Source organism: Nocardioides mesophilus (genome assembly GCF_014395785.1).
Classification (GTDB): Bacteria; Actinomycetota; Actinomycetes; order Propionibacteriales; family Nocardioidaceae; genus Nocardioides_B; species Nocardioides_B mesophilus.
The window spans coordinates 929,347-955,523 of the sequence record NZ_CP060713.1 but is presented as its reverse complement, the minus strand read 5'-3'; the positions used below and the strand labels follow the sequence as shown (position 1 = coordinate 955,523).

The following is a 26,177-nucleotide window of genomic DNA, read 5'->3' as shown; positions in this document are numbered from 1 at the left end:
CGACAATGGCGCCATGAACCGTGTGGTGGTGATCGGCGGCGGACCCGGCGGCTACGAGGCGGCCCTGGTGGCCGCCCAGCTCGGAGCGGACGTCACGGTGGTCGACACCGACGGGATCGGCGGCTCGGCGGTGATCACCGACTGCGTGCCCAGCAAGACCCTGATCGCGACCGCCGAGCTGATGGCGGACATGGAGGAGGCCGAGGAGCTCGGCCTGACGATCGGTCGCCCCGGCCCGCGCGACGACGCGCTCGGGGTCGACCTGGCCAAGGTGAACCAGCGCGTCAAGCGGCTCGCGCTGGCGCAGTCCGACGACATCGAGCGCCGGCTGACCCGGGACGGGGTGCGGGTGCTCCAGGGCCGCGGCCGGCTCGACGGCCCGCACCGGGTGGTCGCCACCCACGGCGGCCACGGCGGTGCCGAGGAGGAGATCCTCGAGGCGGACGCCGTGCTCCTGGCGACCGGGGCGTCCCCGCGCACCCTGCCCACGGCGCAGCCCGACGGCGAGCGGATCCTGACCTGGGAGCAGGTCTACGACCTCGACGAGGTGCCGGAGAAGCTGATCGTGGTCGGCTCGGGGGTGACCGGGGCGGAGTTCGCCTCCGCCTACAACGCGCTCGGCGTCGACGTCACCCTGGTCTCGAGCCGGGACCGGGTGCTGCCCGGGGAGGACGCGGACGCCGCGGAGGTCATCGAGCAGGTCTTCAAGCGCCGGGGCATGACCGTGCTGTCGAAGTCACGGATGGAGTCGGTGACCCGCTCCGGCGAGACCGTAACGGTGACCCTCACCGACGGCCGCACCGTGGAGGGCTCGCACTGCCTGCTGGCGCTCGGGTCGGTGCCGAACACCGCGGCGATGGGCCTGGAGGAGGCCGGAGTCCGCTGCGACGACGGCGGCTTCATCGAGGTCGACCGGGTCTCGCGGACCTCGGCCCGCGGCGTGTACGCCGCCGGCGACTGCACCGGCGTCCTGATGCTGGCCTCGGTGGCCGCGATGCAGGGCCGGATCGCGATGTGGCACTTCCTCGGCGACGCGGTCTCGCCGCTGGACCTCAAGACCGTCTCCTCCAACGTGTTCACCGCACCGGAGATCGCCACGGTGGGCTGGAGCCAGAGCGCCGTCACCGCCGGCGAGATCGAGGCCGAGACGGTGATGCTGCCGCTCTCGGGCAACGCCCGCGCCAAGATGCAGGGGGTCCGGGACGGGTTCGTGAAGCTGTTCGCCCGGCCCGGCACCGGCATCATCGTCGGCGGCGTGGTGGTGGGCCCGCGGGCCAGCGAGCTGATCCACCCGGTGGCGATCGCGGTCTCGCAGAACCTGACCGCGGACCAGGTGGCGCACGCGTTCACCGTCTACCCCTCGATGAGCGGCTCCGTCGCGGAGGCCGCCCGGCGGCTGCACCACGTCGACGGCTGACTAGAAGTCGAAGCCCCCGAAGTCGCCACCGCCGAAGTCGCCGCCGCCGAAGTCGCCGCCCCCGAAGTCCCCGCCGCCGTCTCCTGAGTCGCCGCCCCAGTCGCCTCCGCCGTCGCCTCCGTCACCGCCACCCGCGTCGCCGCCGTCACCGGAGTCGCCGGTGTCGAAACCGTCCTCGCCGCCGGACAGGTCGTTGCCGTCCCAGTCCGAGGCGAGCATCGAGCCGAGCAGGAAGCCGGGGAGCAGGCCCGACATCGCGTACCCGCCGAAGTAGCCGGAGACCCAGGGGGAGTACGCCGGACCGCCCTGCCAGTAGGGCACCCGGCCGACGCCGCGCTGCACCGTCCTGATGTCGGGCTCGGCGCCCTGGGCGACCCGGTCGGCGTCCGCGGCGCAGACCGGGATCTGGCGCTGCTGACCGCCGGCCGGAGCCCACTCGATGTCGGTGGAGGAGGGGCCGTGCGCGGGGTTGAAGAAGCACGGCGGTCGCCGGGTCGGCAGCGCCTCGCCGCGCACCCGGGCCCGGACGCACGCGATCGCGTAGCGACCGTCCTCCAGCGCCTCGGTCACGTGCCGGATGTCGTCGGTGCGGGTCAGGGCGGCCATCGAGCTCTTGGCACCCTCGTAGGAGTCCAGGGCCCGCTGGTAGTCCTGCCGGGTGGCCTCGTCGAGGTCGCTGGTCAGCAGGTCGGTGTCGAGCCGCTGGAGCTCCTCGCCGAAGCGGGTGACGTCCTCGTCGGCGACCTTGCGGGCGGCGGCCAGGTCGGCCGCCTCGCGGACGGCGAGCTGACGCTGCTGCTGGCCGGCCGACCAGGTGCGGTAGGCCCACACCGCGGCGCCGACGACGAGCAGGATGATCAACAGGTCCATGGCCCCACCCTACGGGCGGCGCCAATCCCGAATCACAACGATGTAATTCCTGAAGTCGGGGCTGGGTCTTACCGATCCTCTGGTGGCGAGGGGTACGCACCCCTACGCTCAGGAGCCACACGCGACAACTGAACTCACAACAGTCACACGCCTGCAGGCCGAGGGTTGGGAAGCCCGGAGCCTGCGTCGAGGCGTGGAGGGGATCACCGGATGAGCACCAGCCCACTGGTCGGAGCGGCCATGCCCGCCCGGCGACCGGTCGCGGCACTGACCGCGCTCGCGCTGCTCGGCGGCGCTCTCGCTGCCGTCGTGACCTCGGTGCCGGCGGGCGCCGTGACCACCGACCAGACCTACTGGGTCCCGGTGGACAAGCAGATCACGGTGCGCGGCCACGGCTTCGGCCACGGCCACGGGATGTCCCAGTACGGCGCCTACGGGGCCGCCCGGCAGGGGCTGACCTACCGGGAGATCCTGGACTTCTACTACCCCGGCACCACGTGGGGGACGGTGAGCGGCCAGGTCCGGGTGCTGATCAGCGCCGACACCAGCAGCGACCTGGTGGTCAGCCCGGCCGCGGGGCTCACCCTGCGCGACCTCGGCTCCGGGACGACGTACCCGGTCCCGACCCTCGACGGGGTGAAGCGCTGGCGGCTCAACGTGGCCAACGGCAGGACCGTCGTCGGCTACCTGACCTCGCGGTGGCACCGCTGGCAGCCGGGGGGCCGGTCCGTGCTCGCCGGCGACGGTGAGTTCACCGCCCGCGCTCCGCTGACGCTGTGGACCCCGGCGGGGGCCCGCACCTACCGCGGCGCGCTGCGCGCGGCGTCGCCGACGGCGGGCTTCGCGGACCGCGACACGGTGAACGTGCTGTCGATGGACAGCTACCTGAAGGGCGTCATCCCCTACGAGATGCCGGCGTCGTGGAGCGCGGAGGCGGTCCGTGCCCAGGCCGTCGCCGCCCGCACGTACGCCTCCTGGTCGCGCGCCCAGGCCCCGAACCGCTACTACCAGATCTGCGACACCACCTCCTGCCAGGTGTACGGCGGTGTCGGCGGCGAGGACAGCCGCAGCAACGCCGCCGTCGAGGCCACGGCGCGGCAGATCCTCACCTACGGCGGCGGCCCCGCGTTCACGCAGTTCTCCGCGAGCAGCGGGGGCTGGACCTCGGCGGGGTCGGTGCCCTACCTGCCGGCCAAGGCCGACCCCTACGACGGGCACGACGCCAACGGGGTGCACGACTGGTCGGTCACCGTGGACGCGGGCCGGCTCGAGCGGACCTATCCGGCGATCGGCACCCTGGAGCGGATCCGGGTGACCAGCCGGGACGGCAACGGCGACTGGCGGGGCCGGGTCTGGTCGATGGTGCTCGACGGCAGCAAGGCCGATCGGACCATCAGCGGTGACACCTTCCGCTGGGTCTACGGGCTGCGGTCGAGCTGGTTCACGATCGACCCGACCGAGATCATGGCCCGCTACGCCCGGCTGGGCGGTGACCGCTCGGTCCTGGGCCGGGTCCGCACCCCGGAGTACGCCGTCCCGAGCGGCGCCGCGCAGAGCTTCGACGCCGGGCAGATCTACTGGTCGCGCGCCGCCGGCGCCCGCGAGCTCTACGGGCCGGTGCTGGCGACGTACCGGAGCTGGAAGGGGCCCGAGGGCCGGCTCGGGCTGCCGGTGACCGGCGTGCAGGCGCGCGCCGGCGGGCTCCGCGCCCGGTTCCACGGCGGCGACGTCTACGCCCGGGAGGCGACCGGGGGACAGGCCCTGCTGGGGGCGCTGGCGCGGCGCTACCGCGAGCTCGGCGGTCCCCGGACGTCCGGTCTCGGCTGGCCGGTGCGCGGCACCTACCCGGTCGCGCGGGGCGAGCGGGCCGACTTCGAGACCGGCCGGTTGACCTGGATCGCGGCGACCGGCCAGGTGAAGGTGCGCCGCACCTCCTGACCACCGGCCGGGCGCGTCCCGGCCCGCCCGCTCAGGTCTCGGAGATCACCAGCACCAGGTCGCCGCCCTCGACCTGCTGGGTGCCGGACAGGGCGATCCGCTCGACCCGGCCTGCGACCGGTGCGGTGATCGCGGCCTCCATCTTCATCGCCTCGATCGTGGCCACGGTGGCACCGGCCTCGACCCGGTCGTCCACCGCCACCGCGAGGGTGACCACGCCGTCGAACGGCGCGGCGACGTGGCCGGCCCGGGCGGTGTCCGCCCGCTCGCGCGTCGGCGCGTCGGCCGCGACGGAGCGGTCCCGGACGGCGACCGGGCGGAGGTGGCCGTTGATCGTGCAGAGCACCGACCGGATGCCGCGCTCGTCGGGCTCGCCGACCGCCTGCAGGCCGAGCAGCAGCCGCTTGCCCTCCTGCAGGTCCACCTCGTGCTCCTCCCCGGGCCGCAGGCCGTAGAGGTAGTCGGGGGTGGGCAGCACCGAGAGGTCGCCGTACTGCTCGCGCGACTCGTGGAACTCCTGGGTCGGGCCGGGGAACAGCAGCCGGTTCAGGGTGCCGCGCCGGTCCTCGCGCAGCCCGCGGCGCTGCTCGTCGTCGAGCTCCACCGCCACCGGCTTCACGGTGCGGCCGGCGAGCGCCTTGGTGCGGAACGGCTCCGGCCAGCCGCCGGGCGGGTCGCCGAGGTCGCCGCTGAGGAAGCCGATCACCGAGTCCGGCACGTCGAACCTGCCCGGCTCGGCCTCGAACTCGGCCGGGTCGGCGCCCACGGCGACCAGGTGCAGGGCGAGGTCGCCGACCACCTTCGAGGACGGCGTCACCTTGACGATGTTGCCGAGGATCGCGTTGGCCGCGGCGTACATGTCCTCGATCTGCTCGAACTTCTCCCCGAGGCCCAGCGCGATCGCCTGCTGGCGCAGGTTCGAGAGCTGGCCGCCGGGGATCTCGTGGGTGTAGACCCGCCCGGTCGGTGCCGGCAGCCCGGACTCGAACGGGGCGTAGACGCGGCGGGTGGCCTCCCAGTAGGGCTCGAGGTCGCAGACCGCGTCCAGGTCGAGGCCGGTCTCCCGGCTGCTGTGGTCGGTGGCGGCGACCAGCGAGGAGAGCGCCGGCTGGCTGGTGGTGCCGGCCATCGCGGCGCAGGCGGCGTCCACGGCGTCGACTCCGGCGTCGATGGCCGCGAGCAGGGTGGCGAGCTGGCCGCCGGGGGTGTCGTGGGTGTGCAGGTGCACCGGCAGGTCGAACCGCTCGCGCAGCGCGGTGACCAGGGTGCGCGCCGCCGGGGCCCGCAGCAGGCCGGCCATGTCCTTGATCGCGAAGACGTGCGCACCGGCCTCGGCGATCCGCTCCGCGAGCCGCAGGTAGTAGTCGAGGGTGTAGAGCTTCTCGTCGGGGTCCGAGAGGTCGCCGGTGTAGCAGAGCGCCACCTCGGCCACCGCGGTCCCGGTGGCGCGGACCGCCTCGATCGCCGGGGCCATCTGCTCGACGTCGTTGAGCGCGTCGAAGATCCGGAACACGTCCACGCCGGTGCGCGCCGCCTCCTCGACGAAGGCCGCGGTGACCTCGGTCGGGTACGGCGTGTAGCCGACCGTGTTGCGGCCCCGCAGCAGCATCTGCAGGCAGATGTTCGGCACCGCCTGGCGCAGCGCGTCCAGCCGCTCCCAGGGGTCCTCGGAGAGGAAGCGCAGGGCCACGTCGTACGTCGCTCCGCCCCACGCCTCGAGGCTCCACAGCTGCGGCGTCATCCGGGCCACGTGGCCGGCGACCGCGGTGAGGTCGCGGGTCCGGACCCGGGTGGCCAGCAGCGACTGGTGGGCGTCGCGAAAGGTCGTGTCGGTGACCGCCACCTGCTCCTGGGCGCGCAGCCGGCGGGCGAACTCCTCCGGCCCGACCTGCAGCAGCAGCTGCCGGGTGCCGTCGGGGGCCGGCACGGCGAGGTCGAGCGGCGGCAGCTTGCTGGCCGGGTCCACGCTGGCCGGCGACGGGCCGTGCGGCTGGTTGACGGTCACATCGGCGAGGTAGGTGAGCAGCTTGGTGCCGCGGTCGGCGCTCGAGCGGGCGGTGAGCAGCTGCGGGTGGGTCTCGATGAACGAGGTGGTGACCCGGCCGGCCCGGAAGTCCGGGTCGTCGAGGACCGCCTGCAGGAACGGGATGTTGGTGGCCACTCCGCGGATCCGGAACTCCGCGACCGCGCGGCGGGCCCGGTCCACCGCGGTGGTGAAGTCCCGGCCGCGGCAGGTCAGCTTCGCGAGCATCGAGTCGAAGTGCGCGCTGACCTCGGCGCCGGTGTAGGTGGTGCCGCCGTCGAGGCGGACCCCGGCGCCGCCGGGGGAGCGGTAGGTGGTGATCTTGCCGGTGTCGGGGCGGAACCCGTTGGCGGGGTCCTCGGTGGTGATCCGGCACTGGAGGGCGGCGCCGCGCAGCACGATCTGCTCCTGGAACAGCCCGAGGTCCTCGAGGGTCTCGCCGGAGGCGATGCGCATCTGGGACTGCACGAGGTCGACGTCGGTGACCTCCTCGGTGACGGTGTGCTCGACCTGGATCCGCGGGTTCATCTCGATGAACACGTAGTTGCCGTCGGGATCGAGCAGGAACTCCACGGTGCCGGCGTTGCGGTAGCCGATCTCGCGTGCGAAGCGCACCGCGTCGGCGCACATCCGGTCCCGGAGCTCGGCGGGCAGGTTGGGGGCCGGGGCGATCTCGACGACCTTCTGGTGCCGCCGCTGCACCGAGCAGTCCCGCTCGAAGAGGTGGATCACCCCGTTGTCCCGCCCGGTCCCGTCGCTGAGGATCTGCACCTCGATGTGGCGGGGCTCGACGACGGCCTGCTCGATGAAGACGGTCGGGTCGCCGAAGGCACCCTCGGCCTCGCGCATGCAGGTCTCGACCGCCTCGCGCAGGTGCGCCGGGTCGTCGACCCGGCGCATGCCGCGGCCGCCGCCGCCGGCGACCGCCTTCACGAACAGCGGGTAGGGCATGTCCGCGGCGGAGGCGACGAGGGCGTCGGGATCGGTCGACGGCTCGACCGAGGCCAGCGTCGGGACGCCGGCCGCCCGGGCCGCGGCGATCGCGCGGGCCTTGTTGCCGGTCAGGGTGAGCACGTCGGCGGTCGGGCCGATGAACGTGATCCCGGCGTTCGCGCAGGCCTCCGCGAGACGGGGGTTCTCGGAGAGGAAGCCGTAGCCGGGGTAGACCGCGTCGGCCCCGGCCTTGAGGGCGGCGGCCACGATCACGTCCGGGTCGAGGTAGGCGCGCACCGGGTGGCCGCGCTCGCCGATCTCGTAGGCCTCGTCGGCCTTGAGGCGGTGCTCGGAACCGCGGTCCTCATGGGGGAACACCGCGACCGTGCGGGCTCCGAGCTCATAGGCGGCGCGGAACGCACGGATCGCGATCTCGCCACGGTTGGCCACCAGCACCTTGGAGAACATGGCCGAAAGGCTAGTGGCGCCCGCCTCGGCCGCCCACCGGCGTCCGATCGGCGGGCGCGCGGCCCGTCAGCTGCCGAGCTCGGCCAGCGTGCGGCGCGCCTTCTTGGCCCGTCGCTTCCAGTCGCGGCGCTTGGCGGTCTGGTCGACCAGCTCGGTCTGGGCCCGGTGCAGCTGCAGGAGCAGGTCGGCGATCACCTCCGCTGCCGGGGTCAGCTGGTCGGCCGGATCGACCTCGTCCGGGTGCGGCGCGGAGCCGGCGTCCGGTCCCGGGTCGCGGGGGACCAGGTCGTGCAGGGTCCCGTGCACGGTGTAGCCGGCCCGCTCGACCTGCTTGACCCACTGCTCGGCGAGGTGGGTCGCCTGGTCGTAGACCGACGGCGGTGGCTGCGGGGCCGGTGACCGCTGCGCCGCCAGCACCCGCTGCGCGACCTCGTGCTTGACCAGGGCGCCGTAGCGTGGCTGCGGGAGCCGGCCGCCGAGCGCGACGTTGACGCGACGGAGCAGGTCGATCTCGGCGGTGCCCAGCGACCGGTTCGCGCTTCCGGCGTCGGCCGGCTCGAGGGCGGCGACGTCGAGCCCGGCCGCTTCGCCGAAGTGCTGCCACAGCAACCGCCGCTCGCTCCCCGGCGGCGGTGCGACCACCACGTGCACCTGCTCGGCGGGCAGGTGCCGGCCCCACCGGCCGAGCACGTCCGGGAGGTCCTGGACGGCGTGGAAGTGCCGGGCGAGCCCGTCCTCGGGCAGCGCGGCCTCGATGCGCGACTGGAACTCCGCGAAGGTCGCGCGCCGGCCGTGCTTGATGCCCTCCTGCCACTCCGCGGTCAGCTGCCGAGCCGGGTCGCGGGCGGTGACCACCACCTGGACGTCGAGGCCGCGGAGCATGCTGAGCGCCGAGTCGACCTGGCGCTTGCCGGCGGCGGCGAGCAGCTCGTGGGAGATCACCGTGGTGCCCGGGTGCGCCCAGGCCTGCCGGCAGAGGTCGTCCCAGGCGCCCTCGACCTCGGCGCGGGTCCGGCCCCACGCCTTGTGGGTGCCCCGAACGTCCAGGGCGGCGCGGAACATGATGCCGTCCTCGGTCTGGGGGTAGAGCACGCCCTGCTGCGCGAGCGCCTCCGCGTGCCTCAGCAACGACGCCTGGAGGAACGTCGTCCCGCTCTTCGGCACGCCGACGTGCAGCACGACCCGCTGCTGGTGCTGCCGGGACGGCCGGTCACGAGCCGGGACGGGGACGGGGGCGGGAGCTCGGTCGACGGAGGCCACGGCCGCACGCTAGGGAGCGCGGGTGAACTCCGCCGGTCGGCGCGGTAGCCGGCGGACGTCCGGTGCGGGACGTCTGGGCCGGCGCCTCGCCCGCTTCGCCGCCCGGTTCGTGGCCCGGTTCGTGGCCCGGTTCGTGGCCAGGTCCTCGAACAGCTGCTCCCACCGCCGCCCGACCGCGTCGATCTCGTAGTCGCGGGCGTCCTCGAGCGCCTGTGCCCCCAGCCGGCGGCGCAGCTCGGTGTCCTCGATCAGCCGGAGCAGCGCGGCGCCGAAGGCGTCCTCGTCGCCGTCCGGGACCAGCAGCCCGTTGCCGCCGTCCGTCACGATCTCGCGGGGGCCTCGCGGGCAGTCCATGGCGACGAGCGGCAGGCCGACGCTCATCGCCTCGATCAGCACCATCGAGAAACCCTCGGACAACGAGGACAGCGCATAGACCGACGCCTCGGCCATCACCGTGCGGACGTCGAGGGTGTAGCCCTTCAGCTTCACCTGCTCGCCCAGGCCGAGTTCAGCGACCAGGGCGCGCAGCGCGCGTCCCTCCGGACCCTTGCCGTAGATGTGCAGCTGCCAGTCCGGGTGCCGGCGTGCCACCGGGACGAAAGCCCGGATCATCCGTTCGTGTCCCTTCTTGGCGTCCAGCCGGCCCGCGGTGACGACCACCTTGGCGTCCAACGGTGCCGGGACCTGGGCCACCGGCCAGGGGAGCGCGTTGGGCATGAACCTGATCTCGGTGGCGGCGTCGGGGAGCTTGCGCCGGTAGTCGGCGGCGTCGGCGCGGGTCAGCACCGCGTAGCCGTCCAGGCGCGGGATCGCCCACTTCAGCACCTTGGCCTGCTTGCGGACCCGGAAGCGGGCCTCGAAGTGTGCGTGGTCCTGCCCCACGACCAGGAGCCGGCGGGGCGCCCAACGGGCCGCGGCCAGGTGCAGCGAGGGCCGGGTCGTCACCAGCACCCCGGCCGGCAGCGAGCGCAGCTTGCGTGCCAGCAGCAGGTCGGTGAGCAGGTTCATCTTCGGTTCCCACGGCGGCGGTCGCAGCCGGGTCGGGCGCGTGGCCAGGAACCGCTGCCAGCGGGGCCGGGACCGCCGGTTGTCGTGGAGCACGGTGACCCGGATCCGCGGGTCGATCGGGAAGTGCGGGTCGGTGTGGGTGCGGAACAGCGAGATCAGCTCGACCGTGCGGTGCTGGACGAGGTAGTTCGCCAGGTTGACGACCGTGCGCGCCACCCCGCTGCGCCCGAAGACGCCGAACATGAGCACGTGCACCGGCGGGAGGTCGGGCCTGGAGCTCGTCCCGGCCGGCTGCACGTCCTCCTCAGCCCTTGAGCTCACAGATCACCGCGCCGCTCGTCACCGTCGCCCCGACCTCGGCGTCGAGACCGGTGACGGTGCCGGCCTTGTGGGCCTTGAGCGGCTGCTCCATCTTCATCGCCTCGAGCACCACGACGACGTCGCCCTCGGAGACGTCCTGGCCCTCCTCGACCGCGACCTTGACGATGGTGCCCTGCATCGGGGAGGTGACCGCGTCGCCGCTCGCGCCGGCGCCGGCCTTCTTGCCGGAGGACCGCTTCGGCTTCCTCGCCGCACCGGCGACCGGCGCCGCGGAGCCGACGAGGCCGGCCGGCAGGACCACCTCGAGCCGTCGGCCGCCGACCTCGACGGTCACGCTCTGCCGTCCCGGCGCCTCGGTGTCGCTGTCCCCGGCAGCATCGGCAGCACCGGCGTACGCCGGGATGGTGTTGTCGAACTCCGTCTCGATCCAGGAGGTGTAGACGCCGAAGCCGCCGGGGCCCTCCCCGGTGAACGCGGGATCGCTGACGACCGCCCGGTGGAACGGGATCACCGTGGGCATCCCCTCGACCACGAACTCGTCGAGGGCGCGCCGCGCCCGCTCGAGCGCCTGGGTGCGGTCCCGGCCGGAGACGATCAGCTTGGCGACCAGCGAGTCGAAGGCACCGGGGACGGTCTCGCCCTGGTCGTAGCCGCCGTCGACGCGCACGCCCGGTCCGGACGGAGCGTGCCAGCGGGTCAGGGTGCCGGGGGCGGGCATGAAGTTGCTGCCGGCGTCCTCGGCGTTGATGCGGAACTCGAGGGAGTGCCCGGAGATCGCCGGGTCGTCGTAGCCCAGCTCCTCACCGGCGGCGATCCGGAACATCTCCCGGACCAGGTCGAGTCCGGTCACCTCCTCGGAGACCGGGTGCTCGACCTGCAGCCGGGTGTTGACCTCGAGGAACGAGATGGTGCCGTCCTGACCGACGAGGAACTCGCAGGTCCCGGCCCCGACGTAGCCGGCCTCCTTCAGGATCGCCTTGGAGGAGTCGTAGAGGGTCGCCATCTGCTCCGCGGAGAGGTACGGCGCGGGCGCCTCCTCCACGAGCTTCTGGTGGCGGCGCTGCAGGGAGCAGTCGCGGGTGGAGACGACCACGACGTTGCCGCGCTGGTCGGCCAGGCACTGGGTCTCGACGTGGCGGGGCCGGTCGAGGTAGCGCTCGACGAAGCACTCGCCGCGGCCGAAGGCGCTGACGGCCTCCCGGACGGCGGACTCGTAGAGCTCGGCGACCTCCCCCTCCTCGCGGGCCACCTTGAGGCCGCGGCCGCCGCCGCCGAAGGCGGCCTTGATCGCGATCGGCAGGCCGTGCTCGCGGGCGAACGCCAGCACCTCGTCGGCGCTCTCGACGGGGTCGGCGGTCCCGGCCACCAGGGGCGCGCCGACCTTGTGCGCGATGTGGCGCGCCTGCACCTTGTCGCCGAGGGAGTCGATGGCAGCGGGCGGCGGGCCGATCCAGACCAGGCCCGCGTCGAGGACGGCCTGCGCGAACGCGGAGTTCTCGGCGAGGAAGCCGTAGCCGGGGTGGACCGAGTCGGCCCCGGACCTGCGGGCCGCGGCGACGATCTTCTCGATCGAGAGGTAGGAGTCGGCCGGGGTCGCTCCCTCGAGGCTGTACGCCTCGTCGGCGAGCCGCACGAACAGGGCGTCGCGGTCGGGCTCGGCGTAGACCGCCACGCTGCCGATGCCGGCGTCCTTGCACGCCCGGATCACCCGGACCGCGATCTCTCCGCGGTTGGCGACGAGCACCTTGCGCAGCGGCCGGACCTGCGGGGCACTGACCTCTGGCGAACTGGCCACGGGTGTGTCTCCTTCGGTGTCTCGGGTCTCCTGCGCGGGAGTCTAGGCCGTCCGCGGGACGGGCCGCGGGACGGGCGTCCGGGCTCGTGCGTGCTTGGATGCCCTATGACTCGGGCACGGATCCTCGCGATCATCCAGGCCGGCGGCGCCGGTGTGGCCGCATGGACGTCCTCACCCGCGAGCGGGCCAAGCCGGCCCTGCCGTTCGCCGGGGTCTACCAGCTGCTCGACTTCCCGTTGTCCAACCTCGCCAACAGCGGCGTCAGCGACGTCTGGGTCTCGGTGCAGTTCCAGGGCGGGACGTTGGAGGAGGAGATCGCCAACGGTCGCCCCTGGGACCTCGACCGCACCCGCGGCGGGCTCCGCCTGCTGATGCCGCTGCAGGGCATGGGCTCCGTCGACGACGACGGCTTCGCCCACGGCAACGCCGACGAGCTCTACCGGATCCGCGACCAGGTCCGCGCCGCCGACCCCGAGGTCGTGCTGGTGCTCAGCGCCGACCACGTCTACCGCTTCGACTTCGCCGACGCCATCGCCACGCACCGCGAGGCCGGCGCCGAGTGCACGGTGGTGACCACCGAGGTGCCGATCGAGGAGGCCGGGGACCACGCCACGGTCGAGCGCGACCAGTCGGGCAGGGTCACCGGCTTCGCCTACAAGCCGGAGCAGCCGAGCACCGGCACCGTGGCCACCGAGATCTTCGTCTACGACCCGGCGGTGCTGGTCGAGGTGCTCGAGGAGCTGCACCGTGAGCACACCACCGAGCAGGAGCCGGGCGACAGCGGGCTGGGCGACTTCGGCGAGCACCTCCTGCCCCCGGCTGGTGGAGCGCGGCAAGGTCGTGGCGCACCCGCTGCCCGGCTACTGGCGCGACCTCGGGCAGCCGCACAAGTACCTCCGGGCCCACTTCGACGTGCTCACCGACGACCTCGGGGTGCTGGACCGGCCGGACTGGACCATCAACACGCGCCAGCGCACGCGGGTGGCGGCCCGGGTGCTGGCCGGCGCGGAGGTCGTCGACTCGCTGGTCAGCCCGGGCTGCCGGGTCGCCGGTCGGGTGGAGCGCAGCGTGCTCGGCCCGGGCGTGGTGGTCGGCGAGGGCGCCGTCGTACGGCACAGCGTGGTGTTCGCCGACTGCGTCATCGAGGCCGGCGCGACCCTCGACGGAACGATCCTCGACACCGGCTGCGTGATCGGCGCCGGCGCGTTCGTCGGCGGGGCGGGACCGGCGGTCGCCGAGGACCCGGACCTGGTCACCCTGGTCGGTCGCGGCTCGACCGTGGCGGCCGGTGTGCGCGTCGAGGCCGGTGGCCGGCTGGAGCCCGGCACCACCGCCTGATCGGCCGCTCCGCCGCCCGACCCGCCGCGCTACCCGGCGGTGGGCGCGGACCCGGTGTGCTGCGGGGACCCGGCCAGCCGGGCGAGGTCGTCGCGGCAGCGGCGCTCGACCTCGTCGAGCTCGGCGAGGCTCTCGTCGATGTCGCGGCGGCGCTGCGCGAGCTCGGTGCGCCGGCCCTCGATCTGCTCCAGCAGGTAGGCCAGCTGCCCGGACTCACCCGGCTGGTCGTCGTACATGTCCACGATCGTGGCGATCTCCGGCAGCGTGAAGCCCAGCCGGCGGCCGCGCAGGATCAGCCGCAGCCGGGTCCGGTCGCGAAGGTGGAAGACCCGCACGGTGCCGCGGCGCTCGGGGGAGAGCAGCCCGACGTCCTCGTAGTGCCGCAGGGTGCGCAACGTGACGTCGTGCTCCTGGGCCAGCTCGGTGATGGTCCAGGTCCGGTCGGGCCCCGGCATCGTCCCTCCTCGGCTTGCGCTTCCGTAACGGAAACGGCCTACCTTACGTTGACGTAAGCGTAAGCCTGACCCGTGAAGGGACCGATGACCGTGTCGACGTTCGAGCTGTCCGCTGAGCACGAGGCCTTCCGCCGGAGCGTCCGCGACTTCGCCGAGGCCGAGATCGCACCGCACGCCGCCGAGTGGGACCGCAAGCACCACTTCCCGACCGACGTGGTCCACAAGATGGGCGACCTCGGGCTGTTCGGCCTGACCGCGCCCGAGGAGTACGGCGGTGCCGGGCTCACCGGCGAGGAGGGCGGCTTCACGTCGCTGTGCCTGGCCATCGAGGAGATCGGCCGCGTCGACCAGTCGATGGGGATCACCCTCGAGGCGGCCGTCGGGCTGGGAATCAACCCGATCCTCACCTTCGGCACCGACGAGCAGAAGCAGACCTGGCTCCCGGACCTGGTGGCCGGGCGCCGGCTGGCCGGCTTCGGGCTGACCGAGCCGGGAGCCGGCTCCGACGCCGGCGCCACCCGGACCCGGGCGGAGCTCGTCGAGGGGGAGTGGGTGGTCAACGGCGGCAAGCAGTTCATCACCAACTCCGGCTCCGAGATCACCTCGGCGGTCACCGTCACCGCGCGCACCGGCACCGTCTCGCGGGGCTCGACAGGCTCGGGCGCCGCGCCGGACAAGGCCGAGATCTCCACGATCATCATCCCGTCCGGCACCCGGGGCTTCGTCGCCGAGCCGGCCTACGACAAGCTCGGCTGGCACGCCTCCGACACCCACCCGCTGACCTTCACCGACGTGCACGTGCCCGAGGCGAACCTGCTCGGCGAGCGCGGCCGTGGCTTCGCGCAGTTCCTGGCCACCCTCGACGACGGCCGGGTCGCCATCGCCGCGCTGGCCGTGGGCTGCATCCAGGCGTGCCTGGACATGTCCGTGCAGTACGCCGGCGAGCGGACCACCTTCGGGGTGCCGATCGGCTCCAAGCAGGGCGTCGCGTTCCAGGTCGCCGACCTCGAGGTGATGCTGGAGGCCTCGCGGCTGCTGACCTACAAGGCGGCGGCCATGAAGGACGCCGGTGCGCCGGTCAAGCAGTTCAAGCAGGCAGCCTCAGTCGCCAAGCTCTACGCCACCGAGTCGGCGGTCACCGCGACGCGGATCGCCACCCAGGTCTTCGGCGGCTACGGCTTCATGGAGGAGTACCCGGTGACCCGGTTCTACCGCGACGCCAAGGTGCTCGAGATCGGTGAGGGCACCTCCGAGGTGCAGCGGATGCTGATCGCCCGCGGGCGTGGCCTGCCGGTGGAGTAGGCACCAACCGCTAATCTGAGGCATATGGGTCGGCGGCTGCAGCGTTTTCTGGGCGAGGCGACCAAGTTCCTCACCGTGGGCGGGGTGGCCACCCTGGTGTCCCTGGTGCTCTTCAATGCACTCGTGCACGGCTACTTCGGCGGCCCCGGTCCGCTCAACGACCAGCCGCTGGCCGCGTTCGTGCTCGCCAACACGGTCGGCATGGTGGTCAGCTACCGCGGCAGCCGCTCCTGGGCGTTCCGCAACCGCGAGGCGGTCGGTCCGGCAGGCGGCCGGGTGGCCTTCTTCGGCATCAACGCCGTGTCGATGCTGATCCCGCTCGGCTGCCTGGCGTTCACCCGCTACGTCCTGGACCTGGCCGACCCGGTCTCGGACAACATCGCCGCCAACGGGGTGGGGCTGGCGCTCGGCACCGCGGCCCGGTTCTGGGCCATCCGGCGGTTCATCTTCCGGACTCCGCGTCCGGTCGAGGAGCACGGGCCCGCACGGCCCGCGAGAGTCGCCCGCGAGGCGGGTGCGCCGTTGCCGGAGCGAGCACCGTGTGACCTAGGGTGACCTGCATGCAGGACACCACTGGGGACGACTACGCCCGGCGACTCGAGTCTCGTGAGCTGGCACGCTGGAAGAAGATCCTGAACGTGCAGGCTCCCTATCGCTGGAACCTCAAGCGTCAGGAGCTCGGCCGCACGCTCGACATCGGCTGCGGGATCGGGCGCAACCTGCTGATGCTGCCGCCGGGATCGGTCGGGGTCGACCACAACGCCTCGTCGGTGGCGATCGCCCGCCAGCGCGGGCTGGACGCCCTCTCGGTGGAGGAGTGGGACGCGAGCCCGATGCGTTCGCCCAGGGCCTTCGACAGCCTGCTGATCGCGCACGTGATCGAGCACATGGACGAGCCCGCCGGTGCGGACCTGGTGCGGATGTACCTGCCGTACCTCAAGCCGGGCGGCAAGGTCCTCTTCATCTGCCCGCAGGAGAAGGGCTACCGCAGCGACCCGACGCACGTGCGGTTCACCGACGGGGAGGCGCTCACCCGGCTCGCCCGCGAGGTCGGCTTGGAGCCCGAGGAGTGGTTCAGCTTCCCGTTCCCGCGCCCGGTCGGCAAGGTCTTCACCCACAACGAGTTCTGCCTGCGGGCGCGCAAGCCGGCCTGAGGGGTCAGGCCGCCCGAGCGCGGCCGGTGAGCTCGCGCGGTCGGCCGAGTCCGCGGCGTACGACGCTCCAGTAGGCCCGGGAGCCGGCCCGCAACCAGCCGGGGGCGGCGATCCCGCTGTCCGCGCCGGGGTGGAAGTCACCGGTGAGCCGGACCGCCAGTGCGGCGTCGCCGACGCTCCGGTGCGCCTGCACCAGGTCGCGCCGGGCCCGGACCTCGCCGCGGTGGCGCAGCAGCCAGACCCAGCCGCGGAGCTTCTGGCGGGCCCAGCCCTGCCGCAGCGCGACCGCGAGCATCGCCAGCTCGAGCCCGAGCAGGGCCGGCGCGATCAACGCGAGGGTGCGGCGCTCGTAGAGGGTGGCGACCAGCATCAGCCGGTTGCGCTCCAGCAGGTACATCTTCAGCGGGTTGCGGGCGAACTCGTAGTGGTGGAGCACCACCGCGTCCGGGACGAACACGCAGCGCAGGCCGGACTGCCAGGTGCGCAGGCTGAGCTCGGCGTCCTCGCAGTAGGCGAACATCAGCTCGCAGAAGCCGCCGAGGTCCTCGAAGACCTCGCGCCGTGCCACGCACGCCGCCCCGGTGACGCTGGGGACGTCCTCCTCGTGCGAGTGCCGGGTGGCCGGCTCGCCGAGGCCGCCGGCCCAGGAGAGCCCCGAGAAGTGCACCGGGTTGCCGGCGGAGTTCATCTGCTCGGGGGAGTCGTGCAGCCGCAGGCTGGCGCTGGCGAGACCGACGTCGGGTCGCCGGGCCACCTCGACCAGCCGGGCCAGGGCGTCCGGGTGCACGATCGCGTCGCTGTTCACGAAGGCGAGGAACTCCCCGGTCGCCTCGGCGGCGCCGAGGTTGCAGCCGCCCGCGAACCCGGTGTTCTCGGCCGGGCGCAGCACGCGCAGCCGGTCCAGGCCGGCGACCTTCTCCACGCCGTCGCTGGTGCAGCCGTTGTCGACCAGGACGACGTCGAGGTCGACGCCGGTGGAGGCGAGGACCGCCTGGGCGGCCTCCACGAGGTACGGCTCATCGCCGTATGCCAGCAGGACGACCGTGAGCGTCGGGCGGAGGTCCACTCAGCTGCTCCGGTCCTCGTCGACGCGGGTCTCGATCTCGAGACGCAGCAGGGCCACCTCTTCGGCCAGGGTGCGGCTGCGCTCCTCGAGCCGGCCGAGCTCGTGGCTGTGCTGGACGCTGACGAACAGCAGCAGCATGCTGGCGACGAAGAACAGCAGGTTGCTGGGCACCTCGACGCCCACCAGGCGCGCCGCGGCGGCCAGCAGCCCCGGGAAGGCGGCCACGACGAGCGTCATCACCGCCACGGACGCCCACAGGACGGCGTACTTCTCGCGCAGGTGGTGACGGCGCATCATCTCGAAGAGCACCACCAACGTGGTGACCGAGCCGAGCAGTCCGAGGATCAGGGTCGCCTTCACAGCGCCTCCGTGGGGGTCGGCTCCAGCGTGGTGGGCCACCGGCGGACCAGCGCGATCGCGAGGGCGATCATGGCGCGGGCGAGGTACGCCGCGGCCCGCAGCGGGGTCTGGCTGGCCGTGCCGCCCGCCCGCTGACGCATCGAGACCGGCTGCTGCCGGACCACCAGGCCGACCCGGACCGCGATCACCAGGGACTCGACGGTGTCGCCGAGGTACTCCGCGGGGTAGTGCGCGGCGAAGATGCGGATCGCCCGCCGGTTGGCGGCACGGAACCCGCTGGTCACGTCGGTGAGCCGGGTGTGCGCGAGCCGGGACAGGGTGACCGCGAGCAGCCGCATCGCCCACCGGCGCGGCCCGCGGGCGGCATAGCTGCCCTCGCCGGCGAACCGCGCGCCCACCACGACGTCGGCGTGGTCCAGCGCGGCCACCAGCACCCCGAGGTAGGCCGGGTCGTGCTGGCCGTCGGCGTCGACCTGGACCACCACGTCGTAGTCGTGGCGCATCGCGTAGCGGAACCCGGTGCGCATCGCACCGCCGACCCCGAGGTTGAACGGCAGCTGGCAGACCGCGGCCCCCGACCGGCGGGCCACCTGGGCGGTCGCGTCCGCCGAGCCGTCGTCGATCACCAGGACGTCGACGTCGGGGCAGGTCCGGCGCAGCTCGTCGATCGTCGCCGCCAGGGACGCCTCCTCGTTGAACGCAGGAAGAACCGCCAGGATCCGGCGGGGGGTGTCAAGCGGCAGCGGCATGTGAGGCATCCTAACGATTGCCATTCGGGTCCGAACGCGCGCTACGAAGGAGCTCTCGGTGACCTCTGGATCGACAGGGGCCTCCCGCCTCGCGGGCGGGCTTCTCCGGTCGCTCGACCCCGTCATGGACGGCGCCCTGGTCGCGTTCGCGCTGTGGACGCTGGCCTACGAGGCGTCGCTGGTCTGGCCTTTCGACCTGGGCCTGGCGGCCGGCATCTGGTTGCCGCTCACCATCGCCCTGATGGCGTTCCTCGTGGTGCGGGACCTGCGCGAGCGTGACCAGGCCGGTCCCGCCGACGGGCCTGAGCCGACGGCGGTGGCTGCGCCCCGGGAGGGCCGGCGCCTGGGGAGAGGCGTGCGGACCGGGCTGCTCGCGGCGTACGTCGTCGTGGTGCTCGCGGCGGGCGTGCTGACCTGGAGCCTCGACAAGCACCGGGTGACGCTGCTGGTCGGGCTGTGCCTGGTGGCTCTGGTGCTCGCGCTCGTGCTGGCGCTCACCCGGCCCGACGACACCGGCGGTGACCGGGGTGACGGGGCCGACCACGGGGGCGTCGGCGGGACCGATGACGCGGCCATGCTGCCCTGGCGGGGCACCGTCGCCGAGCACGCCCTGGTCGTGGTGCTGGGTCTGGCTGCGGCGGTCTTCGCCTCGCTGCTGCTGCGCCCCAACCAGGACGACGTCTACTACGTCAACATCTCCGTGTGGGTGGCCGAGCACGGCACCGCCTCGCTGCGCGACACCATGTTCGGCCCCGAGACGTTGCCCTCCATCTACGGAGGCGGCCTCCCGCTGGCCTCCGTGGAGCCGCTGATGGGCGCGCTGGCGCGCGTGTTCGGTGTCTCGGCGGGCAGCGTGGTCTACCTGGTCAGCGTGCCGTTGGTGGCCTTCTGGTCGGTGTGGTCGATCTGGCGGCTGGCCCGGGAGTGGGCGCCGCGCCGACCGCTCGCCGTCGTGCTGGTGACGCTGGTCTTCAGCGTGATGGCGGGCGCGAACATGTTCGGCAACTTCTCCTTCGCCCGGGTGTGGCAGGGCAAGGTGATGTTCTGGCTGATCGTGCTGCCGATGGTCTGGGTCGTCGCGACCCGGCTGCTGCGCCGCCGGCGCCGGGACGACCTGGTGATGATGGCGGTCCTGGGGGTCGCGATGGTGGGCCTCACCTCCGCCGCGACCCTGCTCGGCACCGTGATCGCCGGAGCCCTGCTGGTCGCCGGCCTGGTCGCCCGCAGCGGCCGGCTGGCGCTCGGCTCCGTGCTGCTGGCGCTCGGGCCGGTCGTCGGCGGTCTCGTGGTCGCCCTGCAGGCCTCCGGCGCGCTCGAGCAGAACCCGCCCGAGCGGCTGTCCCGTGGTGGGCGTTCACCAAGGTGATCGGCAAGTCGCCGGAGTTCTCGGTGGTGATCGTGCTGGCGCTGCTGCTGGCACCGCTCGTGGTCAGGAGCGGTCGGCGCGCGATCCTGGTCGCCGCGGCGTCGGCCACCGTGTTCGTGCCGCTGCTGCCGGGCTTCCTGCAGCTCACCGAGTCGCTGACCGGGGCCGGCCCGGTGCTCTGGCGGCTGCTGATGCTCGCGCCGGTCCCGGTGGCGGTGGGCCTGCTGGGCACGGTCGACCTCCCGCGTCTCAGCGGGAGGCTGCGCCCGGTGGCCGGCTGGGGGCTGGCGGCCGCGTTGATGCTCGGCCTGGTGGCGGTCGGCGTACCCCTCTGGTCCGCGGAGGCGCGCAACTCCACGTCCGTGACCGACCAGCCCGCGTGGAAGGTCGACCCGTCGCTGCTGACCAAGGCGTCGCGGGTCGCCGAGCTCGACCCCGGTCCCGGTCCGGTCCTGCTTCCGCTGCCGGTGATGACGGCGCTGCCGCTGGTGACCACCGACGTGTTCGCGGTGATCCCGCGCTACTTCTACGCCCGGTTCCTGACCGAGCCGGCCGACCAGCACGCCGCGCGGATGACGCTGTTCGACTTCGTCTCCCCGGTCGGAGCCCCGGTGACCGCGGCGGAGGTCGACGAGGCCTTGAACCGGCTCGACGTGTCGCTGGTCTGCCTGCGGGACTCGGCCCAGGGCAAGATCACCGTGGTGGAGCGCGCCGGTTACGAGCCGAGCCGGGAGGTGGCCGGCATGTTCTGCCTGGCCCCGCGCGGCACCGGCGGCACGGGCGGCTGAGCCGACTCTGGCGGCTGAGCCGCGGCCGGCACGCTCAGCGGGCCGCCGCGTCGGCCGACCACAGGTCGGTCCAGCGCAGCCCGAGCTCCGCGACCATCTCGCGCAGCGCCGGCAGGCTGACCCCCACCACGTTGTGCGGGTCGCCCTCGATGCCTCGGACGAAGGCGCCGCCGAGGCCGTCGAGGGTGAACGCGCCGGCGACGTGCAGCGGCTCCCCGGAGGCGACGTAGGCGTCGATCTCCACGTCGTCGACCTCGGCGAAGTGGACCACCGTGTCGACGGCGCGGACCAGCCGGCGCCCCGAGGACCGCAGCACCAGGCAGTGACCGGTGTGCAGCACCCCGGTGCCGCCGCGCATCTTCTGCCAGCGCGCCCGGGCCTCCTCGGCGTCGGCCGGCTTGCCCAGGACCTCGCCGCCAAAGTCGAGCACCGAGTCGCAGCCGAGCACCAGCACGTCCGCAGCCACGGCCCCGGCGGCGGCCTCGTCGAGCCGTCCGAGGACCGCGTCGGCCTTGAGCTCGGCCAGCCGGGTGGCCAGCGTCGCCGGGTCGGTGCTCTCGACCACCGACTCGTCGACCCCGGAGACCAGCACCTCGGGGTCGAGGCCGGCGTTGCGAAGGGTGGACAAGCGGGCCGGTGACGCCGAGGCCAGTACCAGCCGGGTCGGGCCGGTCACGAGATCCGCGCGAGAGCGGCCTGCAGCGGGTCCAGGCCGATCGAGCCGAGGTCCAGGGCCTGCTGGTGGAAGCTCTTGAGGTCGAAGTCCTCCCCGAGCCGGGCCCGGGCCTCCTCGCGCGCCCTGAGCCAGATCCGCTCGCCGACCTTGTACGACGGCGCCTGGCCCGGCCAGCCGAGGTAGCGGTTGATCTCGAACTTGATCTGGTCGTCCTCCATGCGCGTGTGGGTGCGCATGAACTCGAGCCCGAGCTCGCGGTCCCAGGTCTCGCCGGGATGGAAGCCGAAGGGGTTGTCCTCGGGGATGCTCAGCTGCAGGTGCATGCCGATGTCGATGACCACCCGGGCGGCCCGGAACGCCTGCGCGTCGAGCATCCCGAGCTTGTCGCCCGGGTCGTCGAGGTAGCCGAGGTCGTCCATGAGCCGCTCGGCGTAGAGCGCCCAGCCCTCGCCGTGACCCGACACCCAGCACATGAGCCGCTGCCAGCGGTTGAGCAGCTCGCTGCGGTAGACGGTCTGGGCGACCTGGAGGTGGTGGCCGGGCACCCCTTCGTGGAAGACCGTGGTCACCTCGCGCCAGGTGGAGAAGGTTTCCTGGCTGTCGGGCACCGCCCACCACATCCGCCCGGGACGGCTGAAGTCCTCGGTCGGGCCGGTGTAGTAGATCCCGCCGTCGCTCGTGGGGGCGATCCGGCACTCGATGCGCCGGATCGGCGCGGGGATGTCGAAGTGCACGTCGGCCATCTCCGCGACCACGCGGTCGGCCAGCTGCTGCATCCAGCCGGCGAAGGCGTCCTTGCCGGCGATCTGTCGCTCCGGGTCGGCGTCGAGGGCCGCCACCGCGTCGTCGACGCTGCCGCCGGGCACGATGAGGTCCGCCACCCGGGCCATCTCGGCCTCGATCCGGGCGAGCTCCTGCCAGCCCCAAGCGTAGGTCTCGTCGAGGTCGATCGTGGTGCCGAGGAAGTAGCGAGACCCGAGGGTGTACAGCTCGCGCCCGCACGCCTCGCTCTCGCGGCCCCGCGGCCGCAGCTCCTCGTCGAGGAAGCGCCCGAAGCCGGCGGTCGCGTCGCTGGCCTCGCGGGCGTGCTGCTCGAGCCGCGCGCGAAGTCCGGCAGCCACCTCGGCGCCCTCCACGAGCCGGTCGAAGAAGTTGCCGCTGGTGCCGCTCTGGCCGGTCCAGGACCGGACCTGCTCGGCGACCTCGGCGATCTGGCGCCGGGCGGCGACGTGGCCCTGGTCCGCGGCCACGAGGAGGGTCTCGCGGTAGCCGGCGAGCGCCGCGGGGAAGGCGGCCAACCGGGCGTCGATGCTCTCCCAGGCCTCGTCGTCGTCGGTCCTCATCAGGTCGAAGACCATGCGCAGCTCGTGCAGCGGGCTGTCGATCACCGAGATCTGGGACTGCGGCACCTGCGCGTCGTACATCTCCACCTGGAGGCCGAGCCGCTCGAGGAACGCCTCCCGGGCCACCTGCTCGCGGGCGTCGACCGGGGTGGCCGCGGTGGCCGCGGCGAGCGCCTTCCGGGCGAGCTCCTGGCGCGCGGCGAAGCCGGCGGGGGAGAAGTCGGTGAGCTCGTGCTCGTGGCCGGGGACGCCGATGTAGGTGGCCGTCAGCGGGTGCAGGGCGCAGTAGTCGGCGACGTACCGGTCGGCGATCGCGTCGACGGTGCGGTCTGGACGGGTGCTCGAGTCGGACATGCCTGCACCCTAGTCAAGCCGTGCGCCGGCGGTCCGCTCGCCCGGGCGCGCCCGAGCCCGGTGGATCCGTGCGGTGTGGCCCCGGGCCAGGTCGCCGGGCGGTAGCGTTCCCCGGTGTGAGGATCGCAGCGCTGGCGGCCGCGTGGCTGGCCAGCCGTGCCTGGTTGCTGTGGCTGCTCCACGGCTCCCAGGCCTGGGTCACCGGCGACGTCCTCTACTTCTTCCAGAGCCTGTGGGCGATGTCGGACCGGGGCCTGTCGCAGACCCTGGTGGAGTACCCGGTGCCCGCGGTGGGTGCCCTGGGGGTGCCGTGGTGGGTCGCCGAGAGCCTGGGCGACGTCCGGCAGTACCAGAACCTGCTCTTCGCCGCGGCCCTCGCCACCGACCTGGCCTTCACGGTGCTGCTGTACGTCGTCGCCCGGGGTCCGGTGCGGTGGCTGCCGCCGGCCACCTGGATCGCGGCGGTCCTGCTGCTGGGCTCGACGACCCTGGCCCGGTTCGACCTGCTGCCGGGGATCCTCTGCGGTCTCGCGGTGCTGGTGGTGAACCGCTGGCCGGCGGCCTCCGGCGTGCTCGCCGCGGTGGCGACCGGCATCAAGCTCTGGCCGGGGCTGATCGTCCCGGCGCTGCTCGGCCACGCCCGCTCCTGGCACCGCGTCCTCGCCGCCGGGGCGGCCACCGGCGCGGCGCTCGTGGCGATCAGCTGGGTGCTCGGCGGCTGGGACCGGCTGGTCTCACCGCTGGCGTACCAGGTCGACCGGGGCCTGCAGGTCGAGTCGGTGCTCGCCACCCCCGCGGTGGTCGCGTGGTGGCTGGTCCCCGACACCTGGGAGGTGGCCTACCAGTCCAGCAAGTCCTTCGAGGTCTCCGGCCCGGCGGTGCCGGCGCTGCTCACCGTCAGCGCCGTGGCCTCGGTCCTCTACCTCGCCGGGCTGGGCTTCCTGTGGTGGCAGCTCGGCGACCTGGTCCGCCGGGGCCGGCGCATCGACACCGCCACGACCGTCTGGCTGGTGCTCGCCTCGGTGAGCGGCTTCGTGGTGGTCGGCAAGGTGCTCAGCCCGCAGTACCTGCTCTGGCTGGCGCCTACCGCCGCCGCCGGTCTGGCGATCGCCGACTCGTCCCGGCTCCGGAGCTGGACCGGCTGGCTGCTGGTGGCGGCCGGACTGACCCAGGTGGTCTTCCCCTGGCACTACGGCGCCCTCACCACGGGTCACGGCGACGTGGCGCTCACGGTGCTGTCCCTGGCGGCCCGCAACCTGCTGCTGGCCTGGCTGTTCGCCGTCGCGACAGCGGCGGCGTGGCGGGGGATCCGCGCGGCTCAGCGGGGCAGCGCGCTCGACCGCCAGCCGTCCGGCCTGCCCGGCGAGAGGTACGACGAGCGCACCGCCCGCTGAGGCGAGGACCACTGCGCCCAGGCCCGGCGCGGGGGCGCGGGGGCCGCGGCCGCCAGCGCCTGGAGCACCACGGTCAGCGCGGCCACCTCCTGGTCCGTGGCGTCGCCGCGGACCAGGAACAGCGGCGCGGGCTGCTGCTCGGGCGTCGGGTCGGGCCCGGTCACAGCGGGATGTTCCCGTGCTTCTTCGGCGGCAGGCTCTCGCGCTTGGTGCGCAGCAGCCGCAGCGCCCGGACCACCTCGCCGCGGGTCTCGTGCGGGTGGATGACCGCGTCGACGTAGCCGCGCTCGGCCGCGAGGTAAGGGTTGGCGAGGTGGTCCTCGTAGGCGGTGATCAGCTCGGTGCGCGCCGCCTCGGGGTCCTCGGCGCCGGCCAGCTCGGCGCGGTACAGGATGTTCACGGCGCCCTGCGCGCCCATCACGGCGATCTGCGCCGTCGGCCAGGCCAGGTTGATGTCCGCGCCGAGGTGCTTGGACCCCATGACGTCGTAGGCGCCGCCGTACGCCTTGCGGGTGATGATCGTGACCAGCGGGACCGTCGCCTCGGCGTAGGCGTAGATCAGCTTGGCGCCGCGGCGGATGATGCCGTTCCACTCCTGGTCGGTCCCGGGCAGGAAGCCGGGCACGTCGACGAAGGTGAGCACCGGCAGGTTGAACGCGTCGCAGGTGCGGACGAAGCGGGCGGCCTTCTCGGAGGCGTCGATGTCCAGGGTGCCGGCGAACTGCATCGGCTGGTTGGCGACCACGCCGACGGGACGACCCTCGACCCGGCCGAACCCGATGACGAGGTTCGGCGCGAACAGCGGCTGCACCTCGAGGAACTCGCCGTCGTCGACGACGGCCTCGATCACGGTGTGCATGTCGTAGGGCTGGTTCGGCGAGTCCGGCACCAGCGTGTCCAGCTCGCGGTCGGAGTCGCTCACCTCGAGGTCGGCCGGCTCGTCGTAGACGACCGGCTCGTCGAGGTTGTTCTGCGGCAGGTAGGACAGCAGCGCCTTGACGTAGTCGATCGCGTCGGACTCGTCGGCGCCCATGTAGTGGGCGTTGCCGGACTTGGTGTTGTGGGAGCGGGCGCCGCCGAGCTCCTCCATCGAGACGTCCTCGCCGGTGACGGTCTTGATCACGTCCGGTCCGGTGATGAACATGTGCGAGGTCTGGTCGACCATGACCGTGAAGTCGGTGACCGCCGGGGAGTAGACCGCACCGCCGGCGCAGGGGCCCATGATCAGCGAGATCTGCGGGATCACCCCGGAGGCGTGCACGTTGCGGCGGAAGATCTCGCCGTACAGGCCCAGCGAGACCACGCCCTCCTGGATCCGGGCGCCTCCGGAGTCGTTGATCCCGATGACCGGGCAGCCGGTCTTCATCGCCAGGTCCATCACCTTGACGATCTTCTCGCCGAAGACCTGGCCCAACGAGCCGCCGAACACGGTGAAGTCCTGGGCGAACACGCAGACCTGGCGGCCCTCGACGGTGCCGTAGCCGGTCACCACCCCGTCGCCGTAGGGGCGGTTCTTCTCCATCCCGAACGCGGTGGAACGGTGCCGGGCCAGCTCGTCGAGCTCGACGAAGGAGCCCTCGTCGAGCAGCTCGAGCACCCGCTCGCGGGCGGTCTTCTTGCCCTTGCCGTGCTGCTTCTCGATCGCCCGCTCCGAGCCCGCGTGGACCGCCGCCTCGAGCCGTCGCGAGAGGTCGGAGGCCTTGCCGGCACTGGTGTGGATGTCGATGTCGGCCGGCACCTCGGTGCCCTGACCGGGCTTCTCCTCGGCCGGTGTGGGCGCTGCTTGGCTCACGGGGTTC

Annotated in this window: 22 protein-coding genes and 1 pseudogene; 10 read left to right on the top strand and 13 right to left on the bottom strand. The window is 73.2% G+C overall.

Annotated elements, in window-relative coordinates; translation table 11 throughout:
• Positions 1–13: 13 nt before the first annotated feature.
• On the top strand, positions 14–1,417 hold the full coding sequence (locus tag H9L09_RS04495; RefSeq protein ID WP_187579525.1) for an NAD(P)H-quinone dehydrogenase: 1,404 nt from the start codon (positions 14–16) through the stop codon (positions 1,415–1,417).
• Here the strand turns inward: H9L09_RS04495 and H9L09_RS04490 are convergent, their stop codons facing one another.
• Complete coding sequence (locus H9L09_RS04490; RefSeq protein WP_187579524.1) at positions 1,418–2,287, bottom strand: hypothetical protein; 870 nt, start codon at positions 2,285–2,287, stop codon at positions 1,418–1,420.
• Between the two features lie 210 nt (positions 2,288–2,497).
• On the opposite strand from H9L09_RS04490, the gene H9L09_RS04485 reads away from it, so the two are divergent.
• Positions 2,498–4,225, top strand: a complete 1,728-nt coding sequence (locus H9L09_RS04485) for a SpoIID/LytB domain-containing protein (protein ID WP_187579523.1) — start codon at positions 2,498–2,500, stop codon at positions 4,223–4,225.
• 31 nt (positions 4,226–4,256) lie between these two features.
• Here H9L09_RS04485 and H9L09_RS04480 read toward each other — a convergent pair whose 3' ends face one another.
• The 4 genes from H9L09_RS04480 to H9L09_RS04465 form a co-directional block, all read right to left on the bottom strand.
• Positions 4,257–7,649 (bottom strand): pyruvate carboxylase, encoded by a 3,393-nt coding sequence (locus tag H9L09_RS04480; protein ID WP_187579522.1) that lies wholly within the window; start codon positions 7,647–7,649, stop codon positions 4,257–4,259.
• A 66-nt stretch (positions 7,650–7,715) separates the two neighbouring features.
• Positions 7,716–8,909, bottom strand: a complete 1,194-nt coding sequence (locus H9L09_RS04475) for a hypothetical protein (protein ID WP_187579521.1) — start codon at positions 8,907–8,909, stop codon at positions 7,716–7,718.
• Between the two features lie 9 nt (positions 8,910–8,918).
• Positions 8,919–10,238 carry a glycosyltransferase family 4 protein gene (locus H9L09_RS04470; RefSeq protein ID WP_187579520.1) on the bottom strand — a complete coding sequence of 440 codons (1,320 nt, stop codon included), beginning with the start codon at positions 10,236–10,238 and terminating at the stop codon, positions 8,919–8,921.
• Positions 10,222–12,033 (bottom strand): acetyl/propionyl/methylcrotonyl-CoA carboxylase subunit alpha, encoded by a 1,812-nt coding sequence (locus H9L09_RS04465; RefSeq protein WP_223164208.1) that lies wholly within the window; start codon positions 12,031–12,033, stop codon positions 10,222–10,224. The genes H9L09_RS04470 and H9L09_RS04465 overlap by 17 nt, the downstream gene beginning before the upstream one ends.
• A gap of 98 nt (positions 12,034–12,131) precedes the next feature.
• Between H9L09_RS04465 and H9L09_RS22740 the strand changes: the two are divergent.
• Positions 12,132–12,734, top strand: a pseudogene (locus H9L09_RS22740) (sugar phosphate nucleotidyltransferase); the annotation flags it as partial.
• Positions 12,735–12,780: 46 nt separating this feature from the next.
• Positions 12,781–13,371 carry a GlgC family sugar phosphate nucleotidyltransferase gene (locus H9L09_RS21520; protein WP_223164207.1) on the top strand — a complete coding sequence of 197 codons (591 nt, stop codon included), beginning with the start codon at positions 12,781–12,783 and terminating at the stop codon, positions 13,369–13,371.
• Between the two features lie 29 nt (positions 13,372–13,400).
• Here the strand turns inward: H9L09_RS21520 and H9L09_RS04455 are convergent, their stop codons facing one another.
• Entirely contained in the window at positions 13,401–13,826 is a 426-nt protein-coding gene (locus H9L09_RS04455) for a MerR family DNA-binding protein (RefSeq protein ID WP_187579519.1), read from the bottom strand.
• 84 nt (positions 13,827–13,910) lie between these two features.
• On the opposite strand from H9L09_RS04455, the gene H9L09_RS04450 reads away from it, so the two are divergent.
• The 3 genes from H9L09_RS04450 to H9L09_RS04440 are packed head-to-tail and all read left to right on the top strand — an operon-like array spanning position 13,911 to position 16,282.
• Positions 13,911–15,128, top strand: a complete 1,218-nt coding sequence (locus tag H9L09_RS04450; RefSeq protein WP_187579518.1) for an acyl-CoA dehydrogenase family protein — start codon at positions 13,911–13,913, stop codon at positions 15,126–15,128.
• Between the two features lie 24 nt (positions 15,129–15,152).
• Positions 15,153–15,683, top strand: a complete 531-nt coding sequence (locus tag H9L09_RS04445) for a GtrA family protein (RefSeq protein WP_187579517.1) — start codon at positions 15,153–15,155, stop codon at positions 15,681–15,683.
• Positions 15,684–15,688: 5 nt separating this feature from the next.
• Positions 15,689–16,282, top strand: a complete 594-nt coding sequence (locus H9L09_RS04440) for a class I SAM-dependent methyltransferase (protein WP_187579516.1) — start codon at positions 15,689–15,691, stop codon at positions 16,280–16,282.
• Positions 16,283–16,286: 4 nt separating this feature from the next.
• On the opposite strand, the gene H9L09_RS04435 is transcribed toward H9L09_RS04440, so the two are convergent.
• From H9L09_RS04435 to H9L09_RS04425, 3 genes are read right to left on the bottom strand one after another with little or no spacing between them, the layout of a single operon-like run.
• Complete coding sequence (locus tag H9L09_RS04435; RefSeq protein ID WP_187579515.1) at positions 16,287–17,348, bottom strand: glycosyltransferase family 2 protein; 1,062 nt, start codon at positions 17,346–17,348, stop codon at positions 16,287–16,289.
• Positions 17,349–17,708: a DUF2304 domain-containing protein gene (locus H9L09_RS04430; protein WP_223164206.1), complete on the bottom strand. Its 360-nt coding sequence runs from the start codon at positions 17,706–17,708 to the stop codon at positions 17,349–17,351.
• Entirely contained in the window at positions 17,705–18,457 is a 753-nt protein-coding gene (locus tag H9L09_RS04425) for a glycosyltransferase family 2 protein (RefSeq protein ID WP_187579514.1), read from the bottom strand. Before H9L09_RS04425 ends, H9L09_RS04430 begins: the two co-directional genes overlap by 4 nt.
• A 58-nt stretch (positions 18,458–18,515) precedes the next feature.
• Between H9L09_RS04425 and H9L09_RS04420 the strand changes: the two genes are divergently transcribed.
• On the top strand, positions 18,516–19,823 hold the full coding sequence (locus tag H9L09_RS04420) for a DUF6077 domain-containing protein (RefSeq protein WP_187579513.1): 1,308 nt from the start codon (positions 18,516–18,518) through the stop codon (positions 19,821–19,823).
• Positions 19,820–20,611, top strand: a complete 792-nt coding sequence (locus tag H9L09_RS04415) for a hypothetical protein (protein WP_187579512.1) — start codon at positions 19,820–19,822, stop codon at positions 20,609–20,611. Before H9L09_RS04420 ends, H9L09_RS04415 begins: the two co-directional genes overlap by 4 nt.
• A 34-nt stretch (positions 20,612–20,645) precedes the next feature.
• Here the strand turns inward: H9L09_RS04415 and H9L09_RS04410 are convergent, their stop codons facing one another.
• On the bottom strand, positions 20,646–21,287 hold the full coding sequence (locus H9L09_RS04410) for a Maf family protein (protein ID WP_187579511.1): 642 nt from the start codon (positions 21,285–21,287) through the stop codon (positions 20,646–20,648).
• Positions 21,284–22,984 carry a DUF885 domain-containing protein gene (locus H9L09_RS04405; protein WP_187579510.1) on the bottom strand — a complete coding sequence of 567 codons (1,701 nt, stop codon included), beginning with the start codon at positions 22,982–22,984 and terminating at the stop codon, positions 21,284–21,286. Before H9L09_RS04405 ends, H9L09_RS04410 begins: the two co-directional genes overlap by 4 nt.
• Before the next feature lie 116 nt (positions 22,985–23,100).
• On the opposite strand from H9L09_RS04405, the gene H9L09_RS04400 reads away from it, so the two are divergent.
• Positions 23,101–24,378, top strand: a complete 1,278-nt coding sequence (locus H9L09_RS04400; RefSeq protein ID WP_187579509.1) for a glycosyltransferase 87 family protein — start codon at positions 23,101–23,103, stop codon at positions 24,376–24,378.
• On the opposite strand, the gene H9L09_RS04395 is transcribed toward H9L09_RS04400, so the two are convergent.
• Together H9L09_RS04395 and H9L09_RS04390 are read right to left on the bottom strand one after the other, a co-directional pair.
• Positions 24,303–24,542 carry an acyl-CoA carboxylase epsilon subunit gene (locus H9L09_RS04395; RefSeq protein ID WP_187579508.1) on the bottom strand — a complete coding sequence of 80 codons (240 nt, stop codon included), beginning with the start codon at positions 24,540–24,542 and terminating at the stop codon, positions 24,303–24,305. The genes H9L09_RS04400 and H9L09_RS04395 overlap by 76 nt on opposite strands.
• A complete protein-coding gene (locus tag H9L09_RS04390; RefSeq protein ID WP_187580670.1) occupies positions 24,539–26,116 on the bottom strand; it encodes an acyl-CoA carboxylase subunit beta in 1,578 nt (525 codons plus the stop codon). The genes H9L09_RS04395 and H9L09_RS04390 overlap by 4 nt, the downstream gene beginning before the upstream one ends.
• Positions 26,117–26,177: the final 61 nt, after the last annotated feature.

Coding starts and splice junctions, on each gene's coding strand:
- H9L09_RS04495 (WP_187579525.1), top strand. CDS start 14: ATGAACCGTGTGGTGGTGATCGGCGGCGGACCCGGCGGCTACGAGGCG.
- H9L09_RS04490 (WP_187579524.1), bottom strand. CDS start 2,287: ATGGACCTGTTGATCATCCTGCTCGTCGTCGGCGCCGCGGTGTGGGCC.
- H9L09_RS04485 (WP_187579523.1), top strand. CDS start 2,498: ATGAGCACCAGCCCACTGGTCGGAGCGGCCATGCCCGCCCGGCGACCG.
- H9L09_RS04480 (WP_187579522.1), bottom strand. CDS start 7,649: ATGTTCTCCAAGGTGCTGGTGGCCAACCGTGGCGAGATCGCGATCCGT.
- H9L09_RS04455 (WP_187579519.1), bottom strand. CDS start 13,826: ATGCCGGGGCCCGACCGGACCTGGACCATCACCGAGCTGGCCCAGGAG.
- H9L09_RS04450 (WP_187579518.1), top strand. CDS start 13,911: ATGACCGTGTCGACGTTCGAGCTGTCCGCTGAGCACGAGGCCTTCCGC.
- H9L09_RS04445 (WP_187579517.1), top strand. CDS start 15,153: ATGGGTCGGCGGCTGCAGCGTTTTCTGGGCGAGGCGACCAAGTTCCTC.
- H9L09_RS04440 (WP_187579516.1), top strand. CDS start 15,689: ATGCAGGACACCACTGGGGACGACTACGCCCGGCGACTCGAGTCTCGT.
- H9L09_RS04425 (WP_187579514.1), bottom strand. CDS start 18,457: ATGCCGCTGCCGCTTGACACCCCCCGCCGGATCCTGGCGGTTCTTCCT.
- H9L09_RS04405 (WP_187579510.1), bottom strand. CDS start 22,984: ATGTCCGACTCGAGCACCCGTCCAGACCGCACCGTCGACGCGATCGCC.